Raw genomic sequence first — 19,206 nt, forward strand, 5'->3', positions numbered from 1 at the left:
GCAATGGCGCAGCGGTACGACGAAAAGGTTGACACCGCGGTCGATCCCATCACGGGGCTGCATCGTCTAGGCGCGAACGGCCCCAGCCTGGCGACGGCCATCGCGGTGGCAGGCGCGACGCGACGACGCATCGCGCTGCTGCACATCGACGTGGACATGTTCCGCTCGATCAACACCAACATGGGCACGGCGACCGGCGACCAGGCATTGGCCGCCATCGCGCAGCGCCTGCGCCGCGCGGTCCCGCGCGACGGCTGGATCTGGCGCCTGACCAGCGACGAGTTCGTCGTGGGCATCGGGTATCGCGAAGGCGAGCTGGACGGCGCCGGCCTCGCCGAACGCCTGCGCGACGCGTTCGAGACGCCGCTGTCGCTCCCGCCGTACACGCTGCCGGTGACGCTCTCCATCGGCATCGCCGTGTTCCCCGACCACGCGCCCAACGCCGCGACGCTGCTGTCGAAGGCCGAGGAAGCGCTGCGTCGCGTGAAGCAGGACGGCCTGAACAACGTGGGCCTGTATTCGGCCGCCGCCGAGGATCGCGGCGCGCCCAACGACGGCTTCGCGCAGCGCTTCATCGAAGCGCTCGATCGCGGCGAGTTCCGCCTGTACTACCAGCCGCAGGTCGCCGCGCACGACGGCGGCGTCACCGGCTTCGCCGCGCTGCTGCGCTGGCAGACCGATCGTGGCCTGCTGCGACCGAGCCAGTTCCTCGAGCCGATCAACCGCGTCGGCCTCGCCGCGCGGCTGGGCGCGTGGGTCGTGGAATCGGCGATCGCGCAGCTCGCGCAATGGCGCGCCGAAGGCCTGGATTACCTGTCGATGTCGGTGCACCTGTCCGGCCCGCTGCTGGTGCAGCGCGATTGCCTGGATCGCATCGGCGCGCTGCTGCATCGCTACGGCCTGCCGGGCAATGCGCTGGAATTCGAGATTCCCGAAAGCGTGCTGGTCACCGACAGCCACCGCGTGCACGACACGCTCGCCGGCCTGCGCGCGATGGGCGCGACGCTGACCGTGCAGGACTTCGGCCTCGGCGGGCTGTCCTTCGCGGCGCTCGGCCAGTACCCGCTGGATCGCATCAAGATCGACCGCAGTTTCATCCGCAACGTCGCCAGCGATCCGCGCAGCGCCGCGATCGTGCGCGGCATCATCGCGATGGGCCATCAGCTGGGCATGAAGGTGATCGCCAAGGGCGTGGAAAGCGAGGCCGAACTGGGCTTCCTGCGCCGCAACCATTGCGATTTCTTCCAAGGCTACCTGTTCAGTCCGTCGGCACCGGCCGACCAGCTCGGCGAAGTGGTGCGCAAGCGCTTCCTGCTGCCGGGCGCGTTCGCGGCGACGCGCCCCGAGCGCACGCTGCTGCTGCTCGACGACGAGGAAAACGTGCTGCGCTCGCTGGTGCGCCTGTTCCGTCGCGACGGCTACCACATCCTCACCGCGTCGAGCGTGCGCGAGGCCTTCGACCTGCTGGCGAGCAACACCGCGCAGGTGATCCTGTCCGACCAGCGCATGGCCGACATGAGCGGCACCGAGTTCCTCACGCGCGTGCGCGATCTGTACCCCGACACGATCCGCATGGTGCTGTCGGGCTACACCGACCTTGCGACGATCACCGAGGCGATCAACCGCGGCGCGATCTACCGTTTCCTCACCAAGCCGTGGAACGACGAGGAGCTGCGCGAACACATCCTCGATGCGTTCCGCGCGCACGAACGCCGCGCCGCCGGCGAGTCGGTGTACTGACGCCTAGTACGCGACCTGGGCGCGCTGCATGGGCGCCACCGACACGGCGGGTTCGTCGATGCGACGGCCCGAGGCGACTTCGAACTCCACCGGATCGTGCGAACAGAAGATGCGCACGTGCGCACCATCGCGCGCACACAGCTCGCGCAGCCGCGCCTGGTTGGCGAGCCGCGCCTTGCGGTCCTTCTCCATCATCCATTGATAGAAGCGAAGGCCTGGCGTGCACGTGGGCTGCGGTTCCATTTCGTGGTGGCAGAAGTACGCATCGCCGGCGAGCAGTTTCCAGCCGTCGTCGCCGTCGATCGCCACGCCGGTGTGCCCGTACGTGTGCCCGGGCAGCGGCACCATGAGGATTTCGGGCGGCAGGCCGTGCAGGTCGCGCACCGCGTCGAAACCGAGCCAGTCCTCGCCCACGCCCGACGCGTACACGATCCAGTTTCCCTGCGTCGACCACTGCTGCGGAGGGAAGCGCTGGCGATCCAGCCATGTTTTCTGCTTCATCGCATAGCCGCGCTCGGTCGCCAGCAGGTGCACGCGCGCCTGCGGGAAATCGTCGAGCCCGCCGGCGTGATCGAAATCCAGGTGCGTCAGCACGATGTCGCGCACGTCGCGTGCGTCGAACCCCATGCGCGTGATCTGCCTCACCGCCGTCATCTGCTCGCGCAGGTCGGGCGCCAGCAGCGCGAGGAAGAAAGCGCTCAGACGTGCGCGCGGATGGGCGACGTCACGCAGGCCGAGGCCGGTGTCGATCAGCACGAGCCCGCGCGGCGTTTCCACCAGCACGCAATGGCACGCGAGCTGGCCGCGCTCGAGGATGCCGTGCGTGCGGCCGTCCATGAGGCCCCCGCCGAGCGGGCAGGTCGAAATGCAGTTGAGATGGTGGATGCGCATCGCGTTCTCCCTGCGCCAGGACGCCGGCGTTTTCGACGCGCCGGCATGGCGCACGGCCCGGTCGACGACGCGGCGGTGCTGGTGATCGACGCGCTTCGTCGATCTCGCCGCCCATCGCGTACGGCGTCACGTAGAAGTCGGTGTCGGAGGTTCCGGCGTGCGATTCGACGTCGGAGATCGGCGCGCACACGATGGCCGCGCCGGGATGCGCAAAGCGCCCGGATCCACTCCGGGCGCTGTTGCGCGTTTACGCCGTCGCAGGTTTAGCGACGCTGGCTGCCGCCGCGCTCTTCGCGGTTCTGGCCGCCACCCATGCCGCCGCCCTGGCCGCCGCCGCCCTGCTGGCCGCCACCGCCGCCCTGCTGGCCGCCGCCGCCGCCCTGCTGGCCGCCACCACCCTGCTGGCCGCCGCCGCCCTGCTGACCACCGCCACCCTGCTGGCCGCCGCCGCCCTGCTGACCACCGCCCTGCTGGCCGCCACCACCCTGCTGGCCGCCGCCCTGGCCCTGGCCCTGCATGCCACCGCCCTGGTTCTGCTCACGCTGGTTGTTGCTACCCATTACTGCTTCTCCGATGTGCAGGCGGATTGCCTGACAAAGGGAGACGTCGCAAGCGCCGTGCCATCGCGTCATGCCTACATGCGTGTACGCGCCGGCCGCGTCCGCTACGCATTCAGTCGACGCATCGTGCGAAGGCAGTCGCGATGGCACATCGAAAGTCCAACGCCGGTGAAGAACGCGCTTCGCCTGACGTGCGGAAGAATCTGCAAGCGGCGGGAAACACATGCGGACGCAACCGCGGCCACCATCGCGTGTCGCGCAATGGTCGAGAGCGCTGCCGTGTTGCGTAGCGGTGAAATTGCGCGCGAATGAATGCGCCAGCGCGAATGATCTCGCGCAGTGGCGGAAGCCGGGAGCGCCGTAAGCGCTCCGGCTTCACTCAGGCGCGAGACGCCCTACATCACCTTGCAGGGCAGCACGTGCTCGGCTTCGTTCGACGCGCCCAGTGCGACGCGCGACACCGACAGCTGCAACTTGCCGGCGCTTTGCAGCACGAGCACGGCATCGAGCTTGCGCATGTCCGCGCCTGCGACGGCGAGGCACTTCAGCGGAATGCCGAACGTCGTCCACTGCCCCTTCGGCAGCTTCGCCAGGGCATCGCGCGCGGGAAGCGTCGCCGCCTTGCAACCGCTGCCGCAGGTCACGCCGACCGAGACGTCGCCCGTCGGCGCTTCCTCCACGCGCGTGGTGAGGACGATCATCACCTCGCCGTTGGTTTCGCGCATCAGCGTCGTCGGCTTGTCGGTCGCGAGCGTGGCCGTCGCCGGCTGCGCGCCCGACCATGCGAGGCGTCGTGCGTCTTCCTGCGCTTCGTGGTCGACCGCGGTGACGGTGAGGCTTCCATCGGGCAGCGTCGCCGGGAGCGTGGCGACGTCGGCACTCTGGCCTGCCGCATTGCCCAGGCGCAGCCGCAGCCCGTCGGCGAGCGTGCCGCGCGCGTAGAACGTGCCGGCTTCGGTCTGGCCCGGCTTCACGCCGGATTCCTCCGGCAACGCGGCGAGGTTGCCGTCGTCGGCATACGTCAGGCCGAAGCCGAACGCGAACTGCGGGTTGTAATCCTTCTGGCCGACGTTGTTGGCGACCTGCATCGCGTTGCGCGGCCAGCTGAAACTGAGCTTGCCCTTGAAGTCGTTCTGCACGCTGCCGTCGGCCTTGCGCAGCAGCACGTCGGCGACGCCCGCGCCTTCCGAACCTGGCAGCCACGCGGCGACGAACGCATCGCTCGCGTTGATCTCACGGTTCACCCACAGCGGGCGGCCGCTGAGGAACACCGACACGACCGGCACGCCGGCGGCCTTCAGGCGCTTGATGAGTTCCAGATCCGAATCGTCGCCGGGCCGGTACATCAGGTTCGGGATGTCGCCCTGGAATTCCGCGTACGGATCCTCGCCGAACACGACGACCGCGACGTCGGGCTTGCGCGTGAACGTGCCGTCCACCGACAACGTGGCCTCGCCGCCGGCGGCCTTCGCCTGTTGCGCGATGCCTTCGAAGATCGTGTCGGCGTTCGGGAAGTCGGCGCGCTTGGAACCGGTACCCTGCCAGCTGAAGGTCCAGCCGCCGACCTGCGTGGTCATCTCGTTGGCGCCGTTGCCGGCGACGAGGATGCGCTTGCGCGGATCCAGCGGCAGCACGCCGGCCTGGTTCTTCAGCAGCACCAGCGATTCGCGCACGGCCTGTCGCGCGACGGCGCGATGTTCCGGTGCGCCGAGCAGTTCGAACTTGCCGCCCACCGCGCGCTGCGACGGCTTGCCCGCTTCGAACAGACCGAGGCGGAACTTCACGCGCAGGATGCGGCGCACCGCGTCGTCGAGCCGTTCCTTCGGGATCGTGCCGGCCTTCGCCGCGGCGAGCGCGGTGTCGTAGAAACCCTTCCAGCTGTCGGGCGCCATCGCCATGTCGAGGCCGGCGTTGATCGTCGCCGGGCAATCGCTGTTGGTGCAGCCGTCGACCTGGCCGTGGCCGTTCCAGTCGCCGACGACGAAACCGCCGAAGCCCATGCGGCCCTTCAGCGCGTCGGTGAGGAAGGCCTTGTTGCCGTGCATCTTCACGCCGTTGACGCTGTTGAACGAGGCCATCACCGACTGCGCGCCGGCGGCGATCGCCGGCGGATAGCCGGCCGCGTGGATGCGTACGAGGTCGGCTTCGCTCAGCTTCGTGTCGCCCTGGTCCTCGCCGTTGGTGGTGCCGCCGTCGCCGAGGAAATGCTTCACCGACGAGATGACGTGGCGGCCGTCGAGGAACTCCTTCGAACCGACCTTGCCCTGCAGGCCTTCGACCATCGCGCCGGCGAAGCTGCCGACGACTTCGGGCGATTCGGAATAGCCTTCGTACGAGCGGCCCCAGCGATCGTCCTGCGGCACCGCGACGGTCGGCGCGAACGCCCATTCCATGCCGGTGGCGCGCGTTTCCAGCGCGGTGATCTCGCCGATGCGGCGCAACAGCTCGGGATTGCGCGTGGCGCCCAGGCCGATGTTGTGCGGGAACACGGTGGCGCCCAGCACGTTGCTCTGCCCGTGCACGGCGTCGATGCCGAAGATCACCGGGATGCCCTTGCCGCCCTTGGAGGTGTCGATGGAGGCCTCGTAGAACGCGTCGGCCAGCGCGAGCCATTCGGCCGGCGACGCGTTGTAGCGACCGCCCGGATCGGAATTGCCGCCGGCGAGCACGGAGCCGAGGTGGTAGGTGCGCACGTCCTCGGGCGTGAGGCTGCTGATGTCGCCCTGCACGATCTGGCCGACCTTCTCCTCGACCGTCATCGTCGCCAGCAGGTCGTTGACGCGTTTTTCCAGCGCGGGATCTTCCGGCAGCGGCCACTTCACCTCCGGCCACGGCGATGCGCCGGCCTGCGGCTGCGCGGCCGGCTGCGGCGCGTCGTCGTTCTTGCATGCCGCCAGTGCGAGCGCCGCCACGAGGACGGTCGTTCCGATACGCGTCAGATTCCGTGCTTTCACCGCTACGCTCCTGTTGGTTGTAGGAACGGGCAGGAGGAACGCGAGACGAGGCGGCTTGCGCCTGCGTCGTTCCTCGTTGCCCGTCAGTCGTTACGCGTTGCCGGCTTCACGCCTGCTCCGCCTGCTTGCGCGGCCGGCCGCCCCATACTTCGGGCGCGGCCTTGCAATAGCGCTCGATGAATTCCTGCTGCGTCGGGAACTTCGCCACCGCCTCATCGATCGGCTTGCGGATCTGTTCGAAGAAGCGGCGCATCTGGTCGTCCGGCAGCGCGCGCGCGAGCGGATGGTGCTGCTGCGGCTGCAACCCCTGCCCGAGCATCACGTGCGTCCACGAATCCACGCGGAACAGCTCGTTCGCGCCCTGCCACGCGTGCGCGCGGTCGCGCCATGCGCGAAGGCGGATCGACAGCGAATCGGGAATCTCCATCTCGCGGCACTGCTTCCACATCGCCTCGTCGCGCTGGTTGGCGTGGTAGTGCAGGATGATGAAATCGCGCACGTGTTCCATCTCGCGACGGCCGGTGTCGTTGTAGATCTCCACCAGCGAGTCGGGGATGCCGTCGAACGGGAAGCTCTCCACCAGCCGGATGATCGAGGTCATCGACAGGTGCAGGCTGGTGGATTCCAGCGGCTCGATGAAACCGCTCGCAAGGCCGAGCGACACCACGTTCTTGTTCCACGCCTTCAACCGGCGGCCGCTGCGGAACGGCACGCGCCACGGATCGCGGATCGGCGTCGCCGCAGCGTCTTTGAGCAGGCGCGCGGTGGCCTCGTCGTCGGACATGTGGCGGCTGGAATACACCCAGCCCGTGCCGACGCGATGCTGCAGCGGGATGTGCCAGCGCCAGCCGGCTTCGTGCGCGATCGCGCGCGTGTACGGCACCGGGCCGCCGGTGGATTCGGTCTGCACCGCCACCGCGCGGTCGCACGGCAGCCACTGGTGCCAGTCCTCGTAACCGGACTTGAGCGTCTGTTCGATCAGCAGCCCGCGAAAGCCCGTGCAATCGATGAACAGATCGCCTTCGATCACCTGGTCGTCTTCCAGCACCAGCGCTTCGACGTAACCCGATTCGCCGTTCTGGCGCACCTCGCGGATCTTGCCTTCGATGCGTCTGAGGCCGAAGCCTTCCGAACGCTTGCGCAGGAAACGCGCATACAGCCCGGCATCGAGGTGGTAGGCGTAGTTCACCTGCGGGCTGGCCGGCAGCGCGAAACGGTCCTTGAGCGCCGCCTGCGTTTCCAGGCAGTAATCGCCAAGTTTGGAATCGATGCCGCGCTCCAGGCTTTCCAGCCAGAAATGATGGAATGCGGCGACCAGCGTGCCCTGCCCGGTGATGCCGAACGGGTGGATGTAGCGCTCGCCCTGCTTTCGCCAGTTCTCGAACGAGATCGCCAGCTTGAACGTGCCGGCGACCTCGCGCAGGAACTCCTGCTCGTCGATCTGCAGGAAGCGGTGGAAGTTGCGGATCGGCGGCACGGTGGATTCGCCGACGCCCACGGTGCCGATCTGCTCGGATTCGATCAGGACCACGTCGAGCAGGTCGCGGAACTGGTGCGTCAGCGCCGCCGCGGCGAGCCATCCCGCGGTACCGCCGCCGGCGATCACGACCCTGCGGATCCTGCCCTTCTCCATCTCGTCGCTCCCTTCGTGTCGCGTGGCGATTGAACGTGGAATCAGCGGTTGAGCTTGGCGATCAGCATCGCGCGCAGTTGCCGCGCGAGCAGCTCGTCCACCGGCGCGAGCACGCCGCGCGCCGGCGGCGGAAGATGCGCGCCCGCGCGTTCGGCGTCGCCGAACACGTAGTACTCGAACACCTCGCGCCAGGCCTGCTTCTCGCGTTCGGGGCGATCGCGCAGCGTCCAGATCGCGTGGTACAGCGCGTGCATCGGCGTGGGTACGTGCGCGGGCACGCTGCTCCACCAGGTGTTCACCAGCACGTTGAACGCGTCCAGCGCCTGCACGTGGTGCCACCACAGGCTCGGCATGAAGATGGCATCGCCCGGCTCGAGCACGGCACTGCGCGCGGCATCGAGTGCGTCGCGGAAACGCGGATAACGCGCGAAATCCGGCGCATCGAAATCCACCACGCTCACCTGCTGCCCGCCCGGCGTGGGATCCAGCGGCCCCGGGTAGAGGTTGTGGATCTGCTCCGGCGGAAACAGCGTGAAGCGGCGACGGCCGACCGCGCACACGGCGAGGTTGTTCATCGCATCGAAGTGGCACGACGCGGTGACGCGGTTGCCGATCCAGATGCTCGGCGGCGCGTCGATGCCCTGCGCCGGCAGGCCCAGATCGTTCGCCGCGCGCAGGCCCGGCATGCGCGAGTCGATCAGCAGCGAGGCGACGTAGACCATCGGCGGCGACGCATCGCCGGCGTGCGCGGCGATCTCGTCCAGCGCCTGCGACAGAGCGCCGCGGCGCACTTCGAAATTGAGCTGCGTGAACTCGTCGTTGTAGAACGGGCGGCCGCGGATCTCCGGCGGTCCCCACGAATACGTCACCGGCTGGCCGTTGTCGCGACGACGCAGGCAGTCCATCGCCGCCTGCATCGAACGCGCGCCTTCGCGCACCAGCTCCCAGTCGCGCGCGATGCCGCGCAGCACGACCGGTTCGTTGCGTTCCAGCAGTTCATCCAGCGGCAGCGCGTGCGCGCGCACGTCGTGCAGCTCGCGGATCGGCTGCGTCGCGCCGGCGCGCGCGTGCATCGTCGCGTCGCCGGCCAATGCGTTCACTGCGCGGTCTCGCGCAGTCGCCGCTGCTTTTCGGCCATCAGCCGGCGCAGGTTGTGCACGGAGGCGAGCACGAGGTACGCGCCTTCCAGGTAACCCGCGCGATGCAGCGCGTGCAGTTTCTCGGCATCGAGTGCGGCCAGGCGGTCGCGATCGATGTTGTACAGGCCCGACAGGCTCACGCGGTGGCCTTCGTCGAGCGTGATCTCCAGCGACACCGGCTGGATGAGTTCGAACTGGTCGAACGCGGCGTACATCGCCTGACCGGCGTCGACGCCGTCGCGGATGCCGCGCAGCACCGTGGAAATGTGGTCGAGGTAGGCACTGTTGCCGCCCTGCGGCAGGAACACCGCTTCGCCGTCGCCGGCCTGGATGCGCGGATGGTCCATGTCCACGTGCACCACCGGCTCGCGACGCAGCTCGCCTTCGATGTGCTGTTCCTGGAAGCCGATCAGGAACGGCCCCTTCGCGATCGCGCCGGGCAGGTACGCCGCGTTCCAGCGTTCGCCCTGCAGGAAGAGGTTTTCCTTCGCGTCGAACCCGAGCAGCGCGACGGCCTGCCACTGCCCGCTCTCGCGGTCCTTGCGGAAGAAGATCGGGTATTCGCGCTGCAGCTCGGCGAACTCGGTCGGGAACGCCAGCACCATGCCGATGTCGTCGCCGAACTCGCGACCGAAACGCGTGGCGACGCGCAGGTCCTTGTGCGTGATGTTGTTGAGCAGTTCGTATCGGGCCATGGCAACCGGAAGAACGGAAGCGAGGGATGCGGGAGTGGATGGCGAGCGTTCGCGCCTCCCGCGTTTCCTGCTTGTTTTACTCGCTTCTCATCTGGAAGGAAACGGGAAACGACCGAGGGAGAGCCCGTTCGTTTCCCGCTCCTTGTCTGTCGAAGCTGGAGGGCCTTCCCTCCCGCTTCCCACTGCTCCGCACCCGCGTGCGCGTGGCTCAGTAGCGCCAGCGAACGCCCAGCATGTAACGCGGACTCTGGTCGACCAGCTTGATCATCTGCTTGTCGGAACGCCCGTGCCAGCGCACGTCCTCACCGGTGAGGTTGATGGCCTCGAAGCCGACCTGCCAGTTGTCGTTGAACGAGTAGTTGACGCTCAGGTCCCACTGCTCGTATTCCTCGACATAGAACGGGTTGCGGTTGGAGCCGTTCTCGTTCGCGGCGATGAGGTACTCGTCGCGCCAGTTCCAGGCCAGGCGTGCCGACCAGCCGTACTTCTCGTACATGAACATCACGTTGGCCGTGTCGCTCAGGCCGAGCAGCGCGAACTGGTCGCGTTCGATCACGGTGTTGTCGAACGCGACGTCGCCATCCACCAGCGTGTAGTTGGCGAAGATGCCGAAGCCCGACTCACCGAAGAAGTACTGGCCACCCATTTCCCAACCGTGGAGGTTGGCGTTGTTCTGGTTGACCGGACGCTGCACGTCGAACTCGTACAGCGGATCGTCCGCCTCGCCGACTAGGTCGTACGCGTTCTCCATCGCCAGCGACTGCGCGGACGTACCGTTGTACGCCGCCAGGCCGCCGGTTTCGGGATTGCGCAACATCGCCAGCGCGGTGAACAGCGCGGTGTCGTTGGACGAACACGCCTGCGCGAGATCCGCGCCGGCCGCACCGGCCTGCGTGGCGCACTGCGGGCTGGTGAGGAAGGCGAGCGCGGCCTGCGCATCGGGACCGGAGGTCGGGTCGCGCAGGTCGTACAGCGTTTCGCGCACCACCGAATTGCCGATGAAGTTCTTCACGTCCTTGTTCCAGAACGTGACCGACACGAAGCTCGCATCGGCGAAGTACCACTCCACCGCGAGGTCGAGGTTGTCGGACTCCAGCGGATCCAGCATCGGGTTCTGCGCGTCGCCGTCGGCGCGTGCGGACGGGTTGACCAGGATCGAACCGGTGGGCTGGTTCGGCGTCGGGCCGGCATACAGGTTGCCGTACGGCGCGCGTGCGATGGTCTTGCCGAAGGATGCGCGACCCTTGATCTCATCGGTGAAGTCGATGCTGAAATCCAGGTTCGGCAGCACGTAGTCGTAGCTGTGCGTTTCCTTGAAGGGCTGCTGGTCCTCGCCGCGCAGGATGCGGAAGTCGTTGTTCGCCTGCCACTGGATCGCGGTGGGGATGGCGACCTGCGAGGTCGAGGTGACGTACGTCTTCTCGTAACGCACGCCCAGGCGCGTGTGCGTCGGGAAGCCGCCCAGCGTGCCGTCCATTTCGACCTGCGCGTAGACCGCGTCGGTGTCTTCCTCGACACGGTTGTCGGCGGCGAGCTGGTCGCTGCGGCGCGTCGTCGCGCCGTAGAAATCGCCCGCCCACAACGCGCCGGCCGTGGCGTCGCCGCGCCATGCGCCCGGTGCCGCGCCGGCGGTGTTCCAGTCCTCGAACATGCCGATGATGCTGATGGGCGTCAGCAGCTGCTGCAGGCCCGGTTCGTTGCCGGTGTTGGCCACGCCCCAGTCGCCCAGCGTCGAATACGCTTCGGTCGCCTGCATGCGCTTCATGGTGACGTTGGACGAATCCACGCCGAACAGGAAGCGGCCGTCGTCGAAGTTGTACTCGCCGTCGATGCGGCCCTGCTTCACTTCGGTTTCCTGGCGCTGGTAGTTGATGCGCAGCACCTGCGAACCGATCTGCTCGGCCGGGAAGTCCGGATTGAGCGTGCCGCCCACGCCGGCTGCCGCCGAGGTCGGGTCCGGATACCACGTGCGCGCGCCGATCGGCAGGCCGCTGTTGAAGTACAGCTCCTGCGCCCAGTTGCCGCCGCAGTACGGACCCACGGTGCAGTTGTTGGTGCCGGCGATGGAGAAGAACGTCGAACCGCCGCCGGTGACCGGATCGTTCGGCAGGCTCTTGGACGTCGTGTTGTGCGCGTCGAACGCCAGGCGGAAGCGGTCGGTGACGTCCCACTTCACGTTCAGGCCGAGCGAATCGAGCTTGTATTCCTGCTCCTGGCGCTGCTGCTCGTAGCCGAAGTCCTTGGTGCCGACGATGTCGCGAAGATAGATCGGCGTGGCGACTTCTTCGTCGGTATCGAAGGTGAGGTGGCTGAAGCTGTTGGCGCGCTGCAGCCAGATCGTCTGCTCGCCGCGGTTCTCGGTGATCTCGTTGCTGGAGTACGTGTAGTCCAGCGTGAAGGTCAGCGCGTCGGTCGGCGCGAACTGCAGCACGGCCTGGCCGTTGATGCGCTCGCGTTCGAAATCGGCGAACGCATAACGCAGGTCGTTGGGCATGCCGTACAGCTGGCCGATCGCCGGCGCGTTCACCAGGACCGCATCAGGACGCAGTGCCGGATCCGTGCCGGTCCAGCGCTGCATGTTCCAGGCGTTCTCGGTGGACTGCACCGAACCGCCGTGGCGCTTCTGGTAGCTCGCCGACAGCCCGACGCCCCACGTCTTGTCGGCATTGGCGTAGCTGAAGATGCCCGAGACTTCCGGCGTGATGTCGGTGTCGAACGGCTGCGATTCGTCGTACACCGCCTTGGCGCCGGCGCTGGCGACGACGTTGCCGCCCTGGTGGTTGAACGGGCGATCGGTGCGGATGTCGATCGTCGCGCCGATGCCGCCGCTGGGCACCGTCGCCTGGCCGGTCTTGTAGACCACCAGCGTGTCGATGGCTTCGGAGGCCAGCTGCGCGAAGTTGAACGCACGCGTGCCGCCGTCGACGCCGCCGATCGGGATCTGGCCCGGCGCGCCGAACGCGTCCGCGCCCGGAATCTGGCGACCGTTGAGGGTGACCATGTTGAACTGCGGGCCGAAGCCACGCGCGGTGATCTGCGCGCCTTCGCCGTCGCGGCGTTCGATCGAGATACCGGTGATGCGCTGGAGCGACTCGGCGAGGTTCGTGTCGGGGAACTTGCCGATGTCCTCGGAGCTGATCGCGTCGACGACGCCAGCGGCTTCGCGCTTGAGCTCCATCGACTGGTTGAGCGAATTGCGAAGGCCGGTGACGACCACCGAATCGAGCGTGGTGGCTTCATCGCCCGCCGGGCGCTGCGATTGCGCGACCTGCGCCTGCGTCGCCTGCGTGGCGTCCTGCGCGAACGCCGGATTGATCACCAGCATGCCGCCGACGAAGGTGAACATCGCCGTGCGCTTGAAGGTCCTGCTGCCGAACTTCGGCTTGAACGTCCTGGAGCGCGTGCTCATGGCGCGACCCTCCGGACGGAGGTTTGGATCATCGAAACCACGTCCTTGCGTTGCGGCGCGATAGTGGCCGCGTGCGCGCTGGACGCTCCTGCTGCGTGGGACCGGAACCAGATCATGTGGTCTGCCCTCTACTTCGATCGATGGATGTAATCGCCCCTCCCCAGGGCACCCGCGGGTTGCTCCCGCCACTTCCAAAATCCGGGCGTTGCAATCGCCCGTTTCCCGCACTTCCGATGCCGACTTCCTTGCGGTTCCAGTGACCCGTGCAGTCGCAGTAATCGCGTTATGTGGTGCTCGATCCGGCGTCGGGCAGCGCACCCCCTGTGATAGCGCTACCACGAAGCCTTAACCAAAACTAAGCAAACTGTGCCGAGTTTGTCATCGTGCAGTGCAGCAACAGCTCGATGGTTCCACAGGTTTCGTTTGAAACCTTAGGGAAGGCATGAGGTTCGGCTCGCGGCTGAATAGCGCGGACGCACGGTGTAACGGTGTGGGCGTTTCGTTAACAGGCCGTTGCGGCGGTGTCGGCAGCGCGATGCCGTTCGTCGTCAGTGCTTGCGCCGTTGTAGCCCGGGTAAGCGCAGCGCACCCGGGGACGCGCCCACCTTGGAGAGGCCATCCCGGGTGCGCTTCGCTTACCCGGGCTACAAGTGCGCGACCCGTGCGCGCTGACGACTGCCGCGCGGCTACTTCGCGCGCGGCCGCGACAACACCGGCTGCGAGATCGGCAGCACCACGCGGAACGTGCTGCCTTCGCCGGGGCGGCTGTGCACTTCGATGCGGCCGTGGTGCTTGGCGACGATGCGATATGCGATGGCCAAACCGAGCCCGGTGCCGCGACCGATCGGCTTGGTCGTGTAGAACGGATCGAAGATGCGTTGCAGCGCGTCCTCGGGAATGCCGACGCCGTCGTCGGCGACGCTCACCCACACCTCGTCGCCTTCCACGCCCATCGCCAGCGTGATCAGGCCTCGGTCGTCGATCGCCTGCCCCGCGTTGATCAGCAGGTTCATGAAGACCTGGTTGATCTCCGACAGGTAGCACTCCACCAGCGGCACGTCGTGGTAGTGCTTGTCGATCTTCGCCTTGTACTTGAGGTCGTTCCACACGATGTTGAGCGTGGATTCCAGGCCTTTTCGAAGGTCCGACGGGCGCATGGGCTCATCGCGCTCGACGTGCGAGAACTCCTTGAGGTCCTGCACGATCTTGGTCACGCGCTCGATGCCTTCGCGCGATTCCTCCAGCAGCTTGGGCAGGTCGCCGACGATGAAGTCGACGTCGAGCCGTTCGCGCAGCTGCTTCATCAACGGACGGCTCGCGGCGGGATCGGACGACTGCAACGCGTTGGCGTAACCGTCGACGAGCGCGAGCAGCGCGCTGGCGTATTCCTGCAACGTGCCCAGGTTGGAATGAACGTAGCCGATGGGATTGTTGATCTCGTGCGCGACGCCGGCGGCGAGCTGGCCGATGGACGCCATCTTCTCCGACTGCAGCAGTTGTTCCTGCGCGCTGGCGAGGCGGTCGTAGGTCGATTGCAGTTCGTCGTGGCGACGGCGCAGTTCGCCTTCGCGCGCCGAACGCACGGAGATGTCGGTCATCACCGTGTAGCGCCGGCAGCGTCCGCGATCGCGCCCCGCGAACGCCTTGATCTCCAGCACCAGCCCCGGCAACGCCGTCGGCACCTCGCCGATCCAGCGGCCATCGCGCTGTGCGATCTGCCAGCCCTGTTCGGGGATGTAGGACAGCAGCATCGCCGGATCGGGATGCGGATCGTCCGGATGCAGCCGCATCGCCAGCACGCGTCCGGCGTCGTTGCTGTGCAGCAGCTCGCCGTTCGCGTCGAGCAGGAAGACCGCGAGGTCCGACATGGCGACGGCCCAGAGCATGTCTTCGCTCCAGAGGGCATCGCCGGGCTGTGTAATGGGTTGTTCGCTCATCCCGCTCCGGGCCTGCTGCGTGTGGCCGGGTCACGTTAGCGCATGCGGGGCGAAATCACGCAGGGAATCGGGAATGGGGAATGGGGAATCGTCAGAACGTTGCGCTTCGAGAATCTGCCGAGGTGCGGGCGATTCCCGATTCCCGATTCCCGATTCGCGGGAAAAATCACGCCGACACATTCACCCGGCTATGCGGCTTCGCGCCGGCCTGGCCGTTGGCGTCGTAGAGGGCGTCGGCATCCAGGCGGCCGAGGTGGCGCAGCGCCCAGTTCACTTCGCGGCGACGGCGCGCCAGCAAGGCGCCGTTGGCATGGTTGAGCTCGCTCAGTGCGAGCACGCGCGGCGCGTCGTCCGCGCTCGCGCCGGCGCGTTCGGCCGCGCGCAGCGCTTCGAGCTTCGCCTGCGTGGAAAGCAGCAGCGCTTCGACGTCGTGGTCGAGCAGCGCGCGGCGCTCGGCATTGAGCGCGTCTTCCAGCACGTCGAGGGGGTGCGCCTGCGCGTTCATCCGCGATGGCTCACTTCGACAGCGCGTTCTCGAGCGACAGCATGCGATCGGCGATCGCCTGCGGGTCGACCTTGTAGCTGCCGTCGGCGAGCGCGGAGCGGATCGCGTTGACCTTGGCCACGTCGATGCCGGCCGGGGCCGCGCCGAGCTCGCGCTCCAGCGCCTGCAGGTGGGTGGCATCGCCGGTCAGGCGCATCTGGTCGGTGGGCGCGGTGGCGCCGACCGGCTGGCCGCGGTCCGCACCGGAGCGCGACTGCACGGACGTGCTGCCGGCCGCTTCGATCTGGCGCAGGGCGGGCGACATGGCGCCGTCGATCTTGTGGGTCATGGCTGACTCCTTGAGAACGTGTTCGAACTGGATAACGGCCGCCCACGGCCGGACTTGAGGGGAAAACCTGACAGCTTTGTAAGGGCCGTCACAAATTGACTTCGACGAGCCCGGGCCCGACCACGCGGCCCCGGATGATACGGCGCGAGGCGGTGTTCTCGACCGAGACGGTCGACCCCACCCGGCCCGCACCCATCGCACGCCCGCCCATCCGCACTTCCATGCCGCCGGCGCGCGAGACGAGCGTCACCGGGTCGCCGCGCTTGAGCGCGTCCTCCCCGCCGACATCGTCCGCCCCGAGCACCGCACCAGCCGGCATGGCGCGACGCAGGCGCTTGCCGACGACGGCGGCCGGATCGCTGACGACCGGGCCGTCGCCGGCCCCGAGTTCCCGCCGCTGCACGGCGAGGTGCTGCGGACCGATCGGCTCGTCGCCCCGGAGGGGCTTTGCGAGGACCACCACATCGGCCTCGCGCCGCACCCGCACCGGCACGTAGAGCTGCCACCCCGGGGTATCGGCACAGCGCACCGCCACTGAAGCCGGTCCGGCCACGGTCGCCGCCAGCGGCTGCGCGCACGCGGGCATGCGAAGGCGCGAGTCGACCGAGGCCTCGGCCTGCCCGTTGGCGGCCATGGCACCCATCGCGGCGATGGCGGTGTCGCGGATGGACTCCACGGACTGGAACGCGCCCGCCATCGCCAGCGACGGCGACAGCGCGAAGGCGGTCAGCAGGGCTTTCGAAATGGCGTGCACGTGCGGCTCCGGGGAGATCCGCAAGGGGCGTGCAGGATTTGTGCCGGAAGGCGTTGGGGCCCTCAGTGGGCGCGTAAACAGCTGCTCTTTGGGGTTAAGCCCCTCTCCCCTCGGGAGAGGGGTTGGGGTGAGGGGCAACGAAGGGGAACGTTGAACGGCCGGTGTAGCACCGCGCTGCGTTGTTGCGGTTGCGGTTGCGGTTCCTGTTTCCTCTTCTGATCTGAAGGGTTACAGGAAAGCGTGGAACGTCCCTGGATCCGCGCGTTCGCGGGGATGACGATCAAAGAGCGGGAGCGAAGCGGCAAGAGCAAGGGCCGCAGCAAGAGCGGGATCAAAATGGGTTCCAGCTTTCGCTGGAATGACGGTGGGGTGTATTGCCGGTGCGGGAGTGCCCGTGCGTTACGGGCGTGGGCGCCGGCCTTCACTTGAATGACGGTGAGGGGGTGTTTGCCGGTGCGGGAGTGCCCGTGCCGTACAGGCCTGGGTCCCGGCCTTCGCCGGGATGACGGTGAGGGGGTGTTTGCCAGTGCGGGAGGCCCGTGCGGTACGGGCCTGGGTCCCGGACTTCGCCGGGACGACGGTGAGAGGTGGTTGGCCGCGATGGGAATGCCGTGCGTTACGCGCCTGGGTCCCGGCCTTCGCCGGGATGACGGCGGCCCACCCTTTGCACCGCACCGCGACCACTCAAGTCCCGCCCACCCCGGCCGACAACCCGAAGCATGAGTCAGGACCTGCTCGACCGCATCGACCAACGCACGCGCCTTGCCGGCCACAACCGGCTGGCGCTGCTGCTCTTCCGCCTGGGCACGCGTCAGCTTTTTGGCGTGAACGTCTTCAAGGTGCAGGAGGTCCTGCCGCGCCCGCCGCTGTTCACCCTGCCCCAGCTGCCGCCGGCGTTCAGCGGCGCGGCCGACGTGCGCGGGCGCAGCATCCCGGTGCTGGACCTGGCGCACGCGATCGGCCACGGCGACGCCCATTCGACCGAGCCCAAGTACCTGGTGGTCACCGAGTTCAACCGCTCCGTCCAGGGCTTCCTGGTCTCGGCGGTGGACCGCATCGTCAACATCGCGGTGCAGGACATCCACCCGCCGCCGGAACACGGCGCCGAGCAGCACTACCTCACCGGCGTCACGCGCCACCACGGCGAGCTGATCCAGCTGATCGACGTGGAAAGCGTGCTGGCCGAATCCGCCCCGCGCGGCAGCGACGCCGACCGCATCGCCCCGCTCGCCGCGACCAGCCCGACCGCGCCGCGCGAGGTGCTGGTGGTCGACGACTCGCGCGTGGCGCGCAACCAGATCCGCATGGTGCTGGAGCAGCTGGGCCTGGGCTCGACGCTGCTGTCCGACGGCCGCCAGGCGCTGGAGCACCTCCAGGCGCTGGTCCTGAGCGGCATCGACCCGCACGAGCGCTACGCCATGGTCATCTCCGACATCGAGATGCCGGCCATGGACGGCTACACCCTGACGACGGAAATCCGACGCGACCCGGCCCTGCGGGACATGTTCGTCCTGCTACACACGTCGCTGTCGGGCGTGTTCAACCAGGCCATGGTCGAGCGCGTGGGCGCGGACGACTTCGTGCCCAAGTACTCCGAGCACGAGCTGGCGCAGCGCGTGGCGGCGCGGGTGAATTCGCTGGGGTGAAGCGACGCTTTCCGCTCCCTCCCTTACTTAGTAGGGGAGGGTTGGGGAGGGGTGCCGTGCACAGCGCCGTAGCGATCGGCGCACTTCGCTGAGCTTGGCGCTCCCGCGCCTGCGCAACCCCTCCCCAACCCTCCCCTGCACGCAGGGGAGGGAGCAAACATGCCCTCTGGCACGCCGCTTGCCTCTGTCTCCGGTGAACCCACGCCCGGAGGCGTCATGTCCGATTTCCTTGGCATCCACGGCACTGCGCTGGCCCTGCGCGAGCAGCGGCTGCAGGTGCTGTCGGCCAACCTGGCCAACGCCGATACGCCGAACTTCAAGGCGCAGGACCTGGACTTCACCTCGGCGCTGCAATCGGCGCTGCAGCCCAACGCCGCCGCGGGCGACGCCATCGACGCCGCGGCGCAGGGCGCGCGCTACGCACGGCCCAGCAGCCAGCCCAGCGTCGACGGCAACACGGTCGACGGCGAGCGCGAGCACGCGTTGTTCGCGCAGGCGGCGCTGGAGTACCGCGCCTCGCTGACCTTCGTCGAATCCAAGGTGCGCGGGATGCTCACCGCCATCACTGGCCAGTAACGTGGACGCGCGCGCATGAGCAACCTGCCCATTTTCGACGTCGCCGGTTCGGCGATGAACGCCCAGTCGGTGCGGTTGTCGACCATAGCGTCGAACCTCGCCAACGCCGATTCGGTTTCCGGCAATCCCGACGAGGTCTATCGCGCCAAGCAGCCCGTGTTCCGCGCCGAAGGCGTGCCCGGCGATCCCTCGCTGGCCGGCGTCAACGTGGCCGAGGTGCGCGAGAGCACCGACGCGCCGCTCAAGCGCTACGAACCCGGCCACCCGCTCGCCGACGCGCAGGGCTACGTGTACGCGCCCGCGGTCGATCCGGTGGCGCAGATGGTCGACCTGATTTCCGCCTCGCGCAGCTACCAGGCCAACGTCGAAGTGTTCAACAGCGCCAAGGAACTGGCGTTGTCGACGTTGCAGATGGGCCGCTGACCGCTTCCGCACGAAG

Annotated in this window: 15 protein-coding genes; 5 read left to right on the forward strand and 10 right to left on the reverse strand. The window is 67.9% G+C overall.

Translation table 11 applies throughout. The annotated features are described in order from the left end of the window. The first annotated feature begins 3 nt into the window (after positions 1-3). Positions 4-1,740 carry an EAL domain-containing protein gene (locus tag LA521A_RS15310; protein WP_281779720.1) on the forward strand — a complete coding sequence of 579 codons (1,737 nt, stop codon included), beginning with the start codon at positions 4-6 and terminating at the stop codon, positions 1,738-1,740. 3 nt (positions 1,741-1,743) lie between these two features. Here LA521A_RS15310 and LA521A_RS15315 read toward each other — a convergent pair whose 3' ends face one another. Continuing rightward, positions 1,744-2,631: an MBL fold metallo-hydrolase gene (locus LA521A_RS15315; protein ID WP_281779721.1), complete on the reverse strand. Its 888-nt coding sequence runs from the start codon at positions 2,629-2,631 to the stop codon at positions 1,744-1,746. 140 nt (positions 2,632-2,771) lie between these two features. On the opposite strand from LA521A_RS15315, the gene LA521A_RS15320 reads away from it, so the two are divergent. Beyond that, positions 2,772-3,503, forward strand: coding sequence for a hypothetical protein (locus LA521A_RS15320; protein ID WP_281779722.1), 732 nt, complete (start codon positions 2,772-2,774; stop codon positions 3,501-3,503). 83 nt (positions 3,504-3,586) lie between these two features. On the opposite strand, the gene LA521A_RS15325 is transcribed toward LA521A_RS15320, so the two are convergent. The 9 genes from LA521A_RS15325 to flgA all read right to left on the reverse strand — a co-directional run bounded on the left by LA521A_RS15325 (position 3,587) and on the right by flgA (position 16,545). Next, positions 3,587-6,178 (reverse strand): glycoside hydrolase family 3 protein, encoded by a 2,592-nt coding sequence (locus LA521A_RS15325; RefSeq protein ID WP_425494605.1) that lies wholly within the window; start codon positions 6,176-6,178, stop codon positions 3,587-3,589. A gap of 73 nt (positions 6,179-6,251) precedes the next feature. Beyond that, positions 6,252-7,778, reverse strand: a complete 1,527-nt coding sequence (locus LA521A_RS15330; protein ID WP_281779724.1) for a tryptophan halogenase family protein — start codon at positions 7,776-7,778, stop codon at positions 6,252-6,254. Between the two features lie 41 nt (positions 7,779-7,819). Beyond that, positions 7,820-8,851, reverse strand: coding sequence for a cupin-like domain-containing protein (locus LA521A_RS15335; RefSeq protein WP_281782115.1), 1,032 nt, complete (start codon positions 8,849-8,851; stop codon positions 7,820-7,822). Between the two features lie 23 nt (positions 8,852-8,874). Beyond that, positions 8,875-9,612 (reverse strand): SapC family protein, encoded by a 738-nt coding sequence (locus tag LA521A_RS15340; RefSeq protein WP_281779725.1) that lies wholly within the window; start codon positions 9,610-9,612, stop codon positions 8,875-8,877. Positions 9,613-9,820: 208 nt separating this feature from the next. Further along, positions 9,821-13,021, reverse strand: coding sequence for a TonB-dependent receptor (locus LA521A_RS15345; protein ID WP_281779726.1), 3,201 nt, complete (start codon positions 13,019-13,021; stop codon positions 9,821-9,823). Positions 13,022-13,707: 686 nt separating this feature from the next. Then, positions 13,708-14,907, reverse strand: coding sequence for an ATP-binding protein (locus LA521A_RS15350; RefSeq protein ID WP_281779727.1), 1,200 nt, complete (start codon positions 14,905-14,907; stop codon positions 13,708-13,710). Positions 14,908-15,124: 217 nt separating this feature from the next. Next, entirely contained in the window at positions 15,125-15,463 is a 339-nt protein-coding gene (locus LA521A_RS15355; RefSeq protein WP_281779728.1) for a flagellar protein FlgN, read from the reverse strand. 10 nt (positions 15,464-15,473) lie between these two features. Beyond that, positions 15,474-15,791 carry a flagellar biosynthesis anti-sigma factor FlgM gene (flgM, locus tag LA521A_RS15360; RefSeq protein WP_281779729.1) on the reverse strand — a complete coding sequence of 106 codons (318 nt, stop codon included), beginning with the start codon at positions 15,789-15,791 and terminating at the stop codon, positions 15,474-15,476. A gap of 88 nt (positions 15,792-15,879) precedes the next feature. Continuing rightward, a complete protein-coding gene (gene flgA, locus LA521A_RS15365; protein WP_281779730.1) occupies positions 15,880-16,545 on the reverse strand; it encodes a flagellar basal body P-ring formation chaperone FlgA in 666 nt (221 codons plus the stop codon). A gap of 719 nt (positions 16,546-17,264) precedes the next feature. Between flgA and LA521A_RS15370 the strand changes: the two genes are divergently transcribed. The 3 genes from LA521A_RS15370 (at position 17,265) to flgC (ending at position 19,190) form a co-directional block, all read left to right on the forward strand. After that, entirely contained in the window at positions 17,265-18,191 is a 927-nt protein-coding gene (locus tag LA521A_RS15370) for a chemotaxis protein CheV (RefSeq protein ID WP_281779731.1), read from the forward strand. 216 nt (positions 18,192-18,407) lie between these two features. Continuing rightward, entirely contained in the window at positions 18,408-18,767 is a 360-nt protein-coding gene (flgB, locus tag LA521A_RS15375) for a flagellar basal body rod protein FlgB (protein ID WP_281779732.1), read from the forward strand. A 15-nt stretch (positions 18,768-18,782) separates the two neighbouring features. Then, entirely contained in the window at positions 18,783-19,190 is a 408-nt protein-coding gene (gene flgC, locus LA521A_RS15380) for a flagellar basal body rod protein FlgC (protein ID WP_281779733.1), read from the forward strand. Positions 19,191-19,206: the final 16 nt, after the last annotated feature.

It is taken from the genome of Lysobacter auxotrophicus (assembly GCF_027924565.1).
Classification (GTDB): domain Bacteria; phylum Pseudomonadota; class Gammaproteobacteria; order Xanthomonadales; family Xanthomonadaceae; genus Lysobacter_J; species Lysobacter_J auxotrophicus.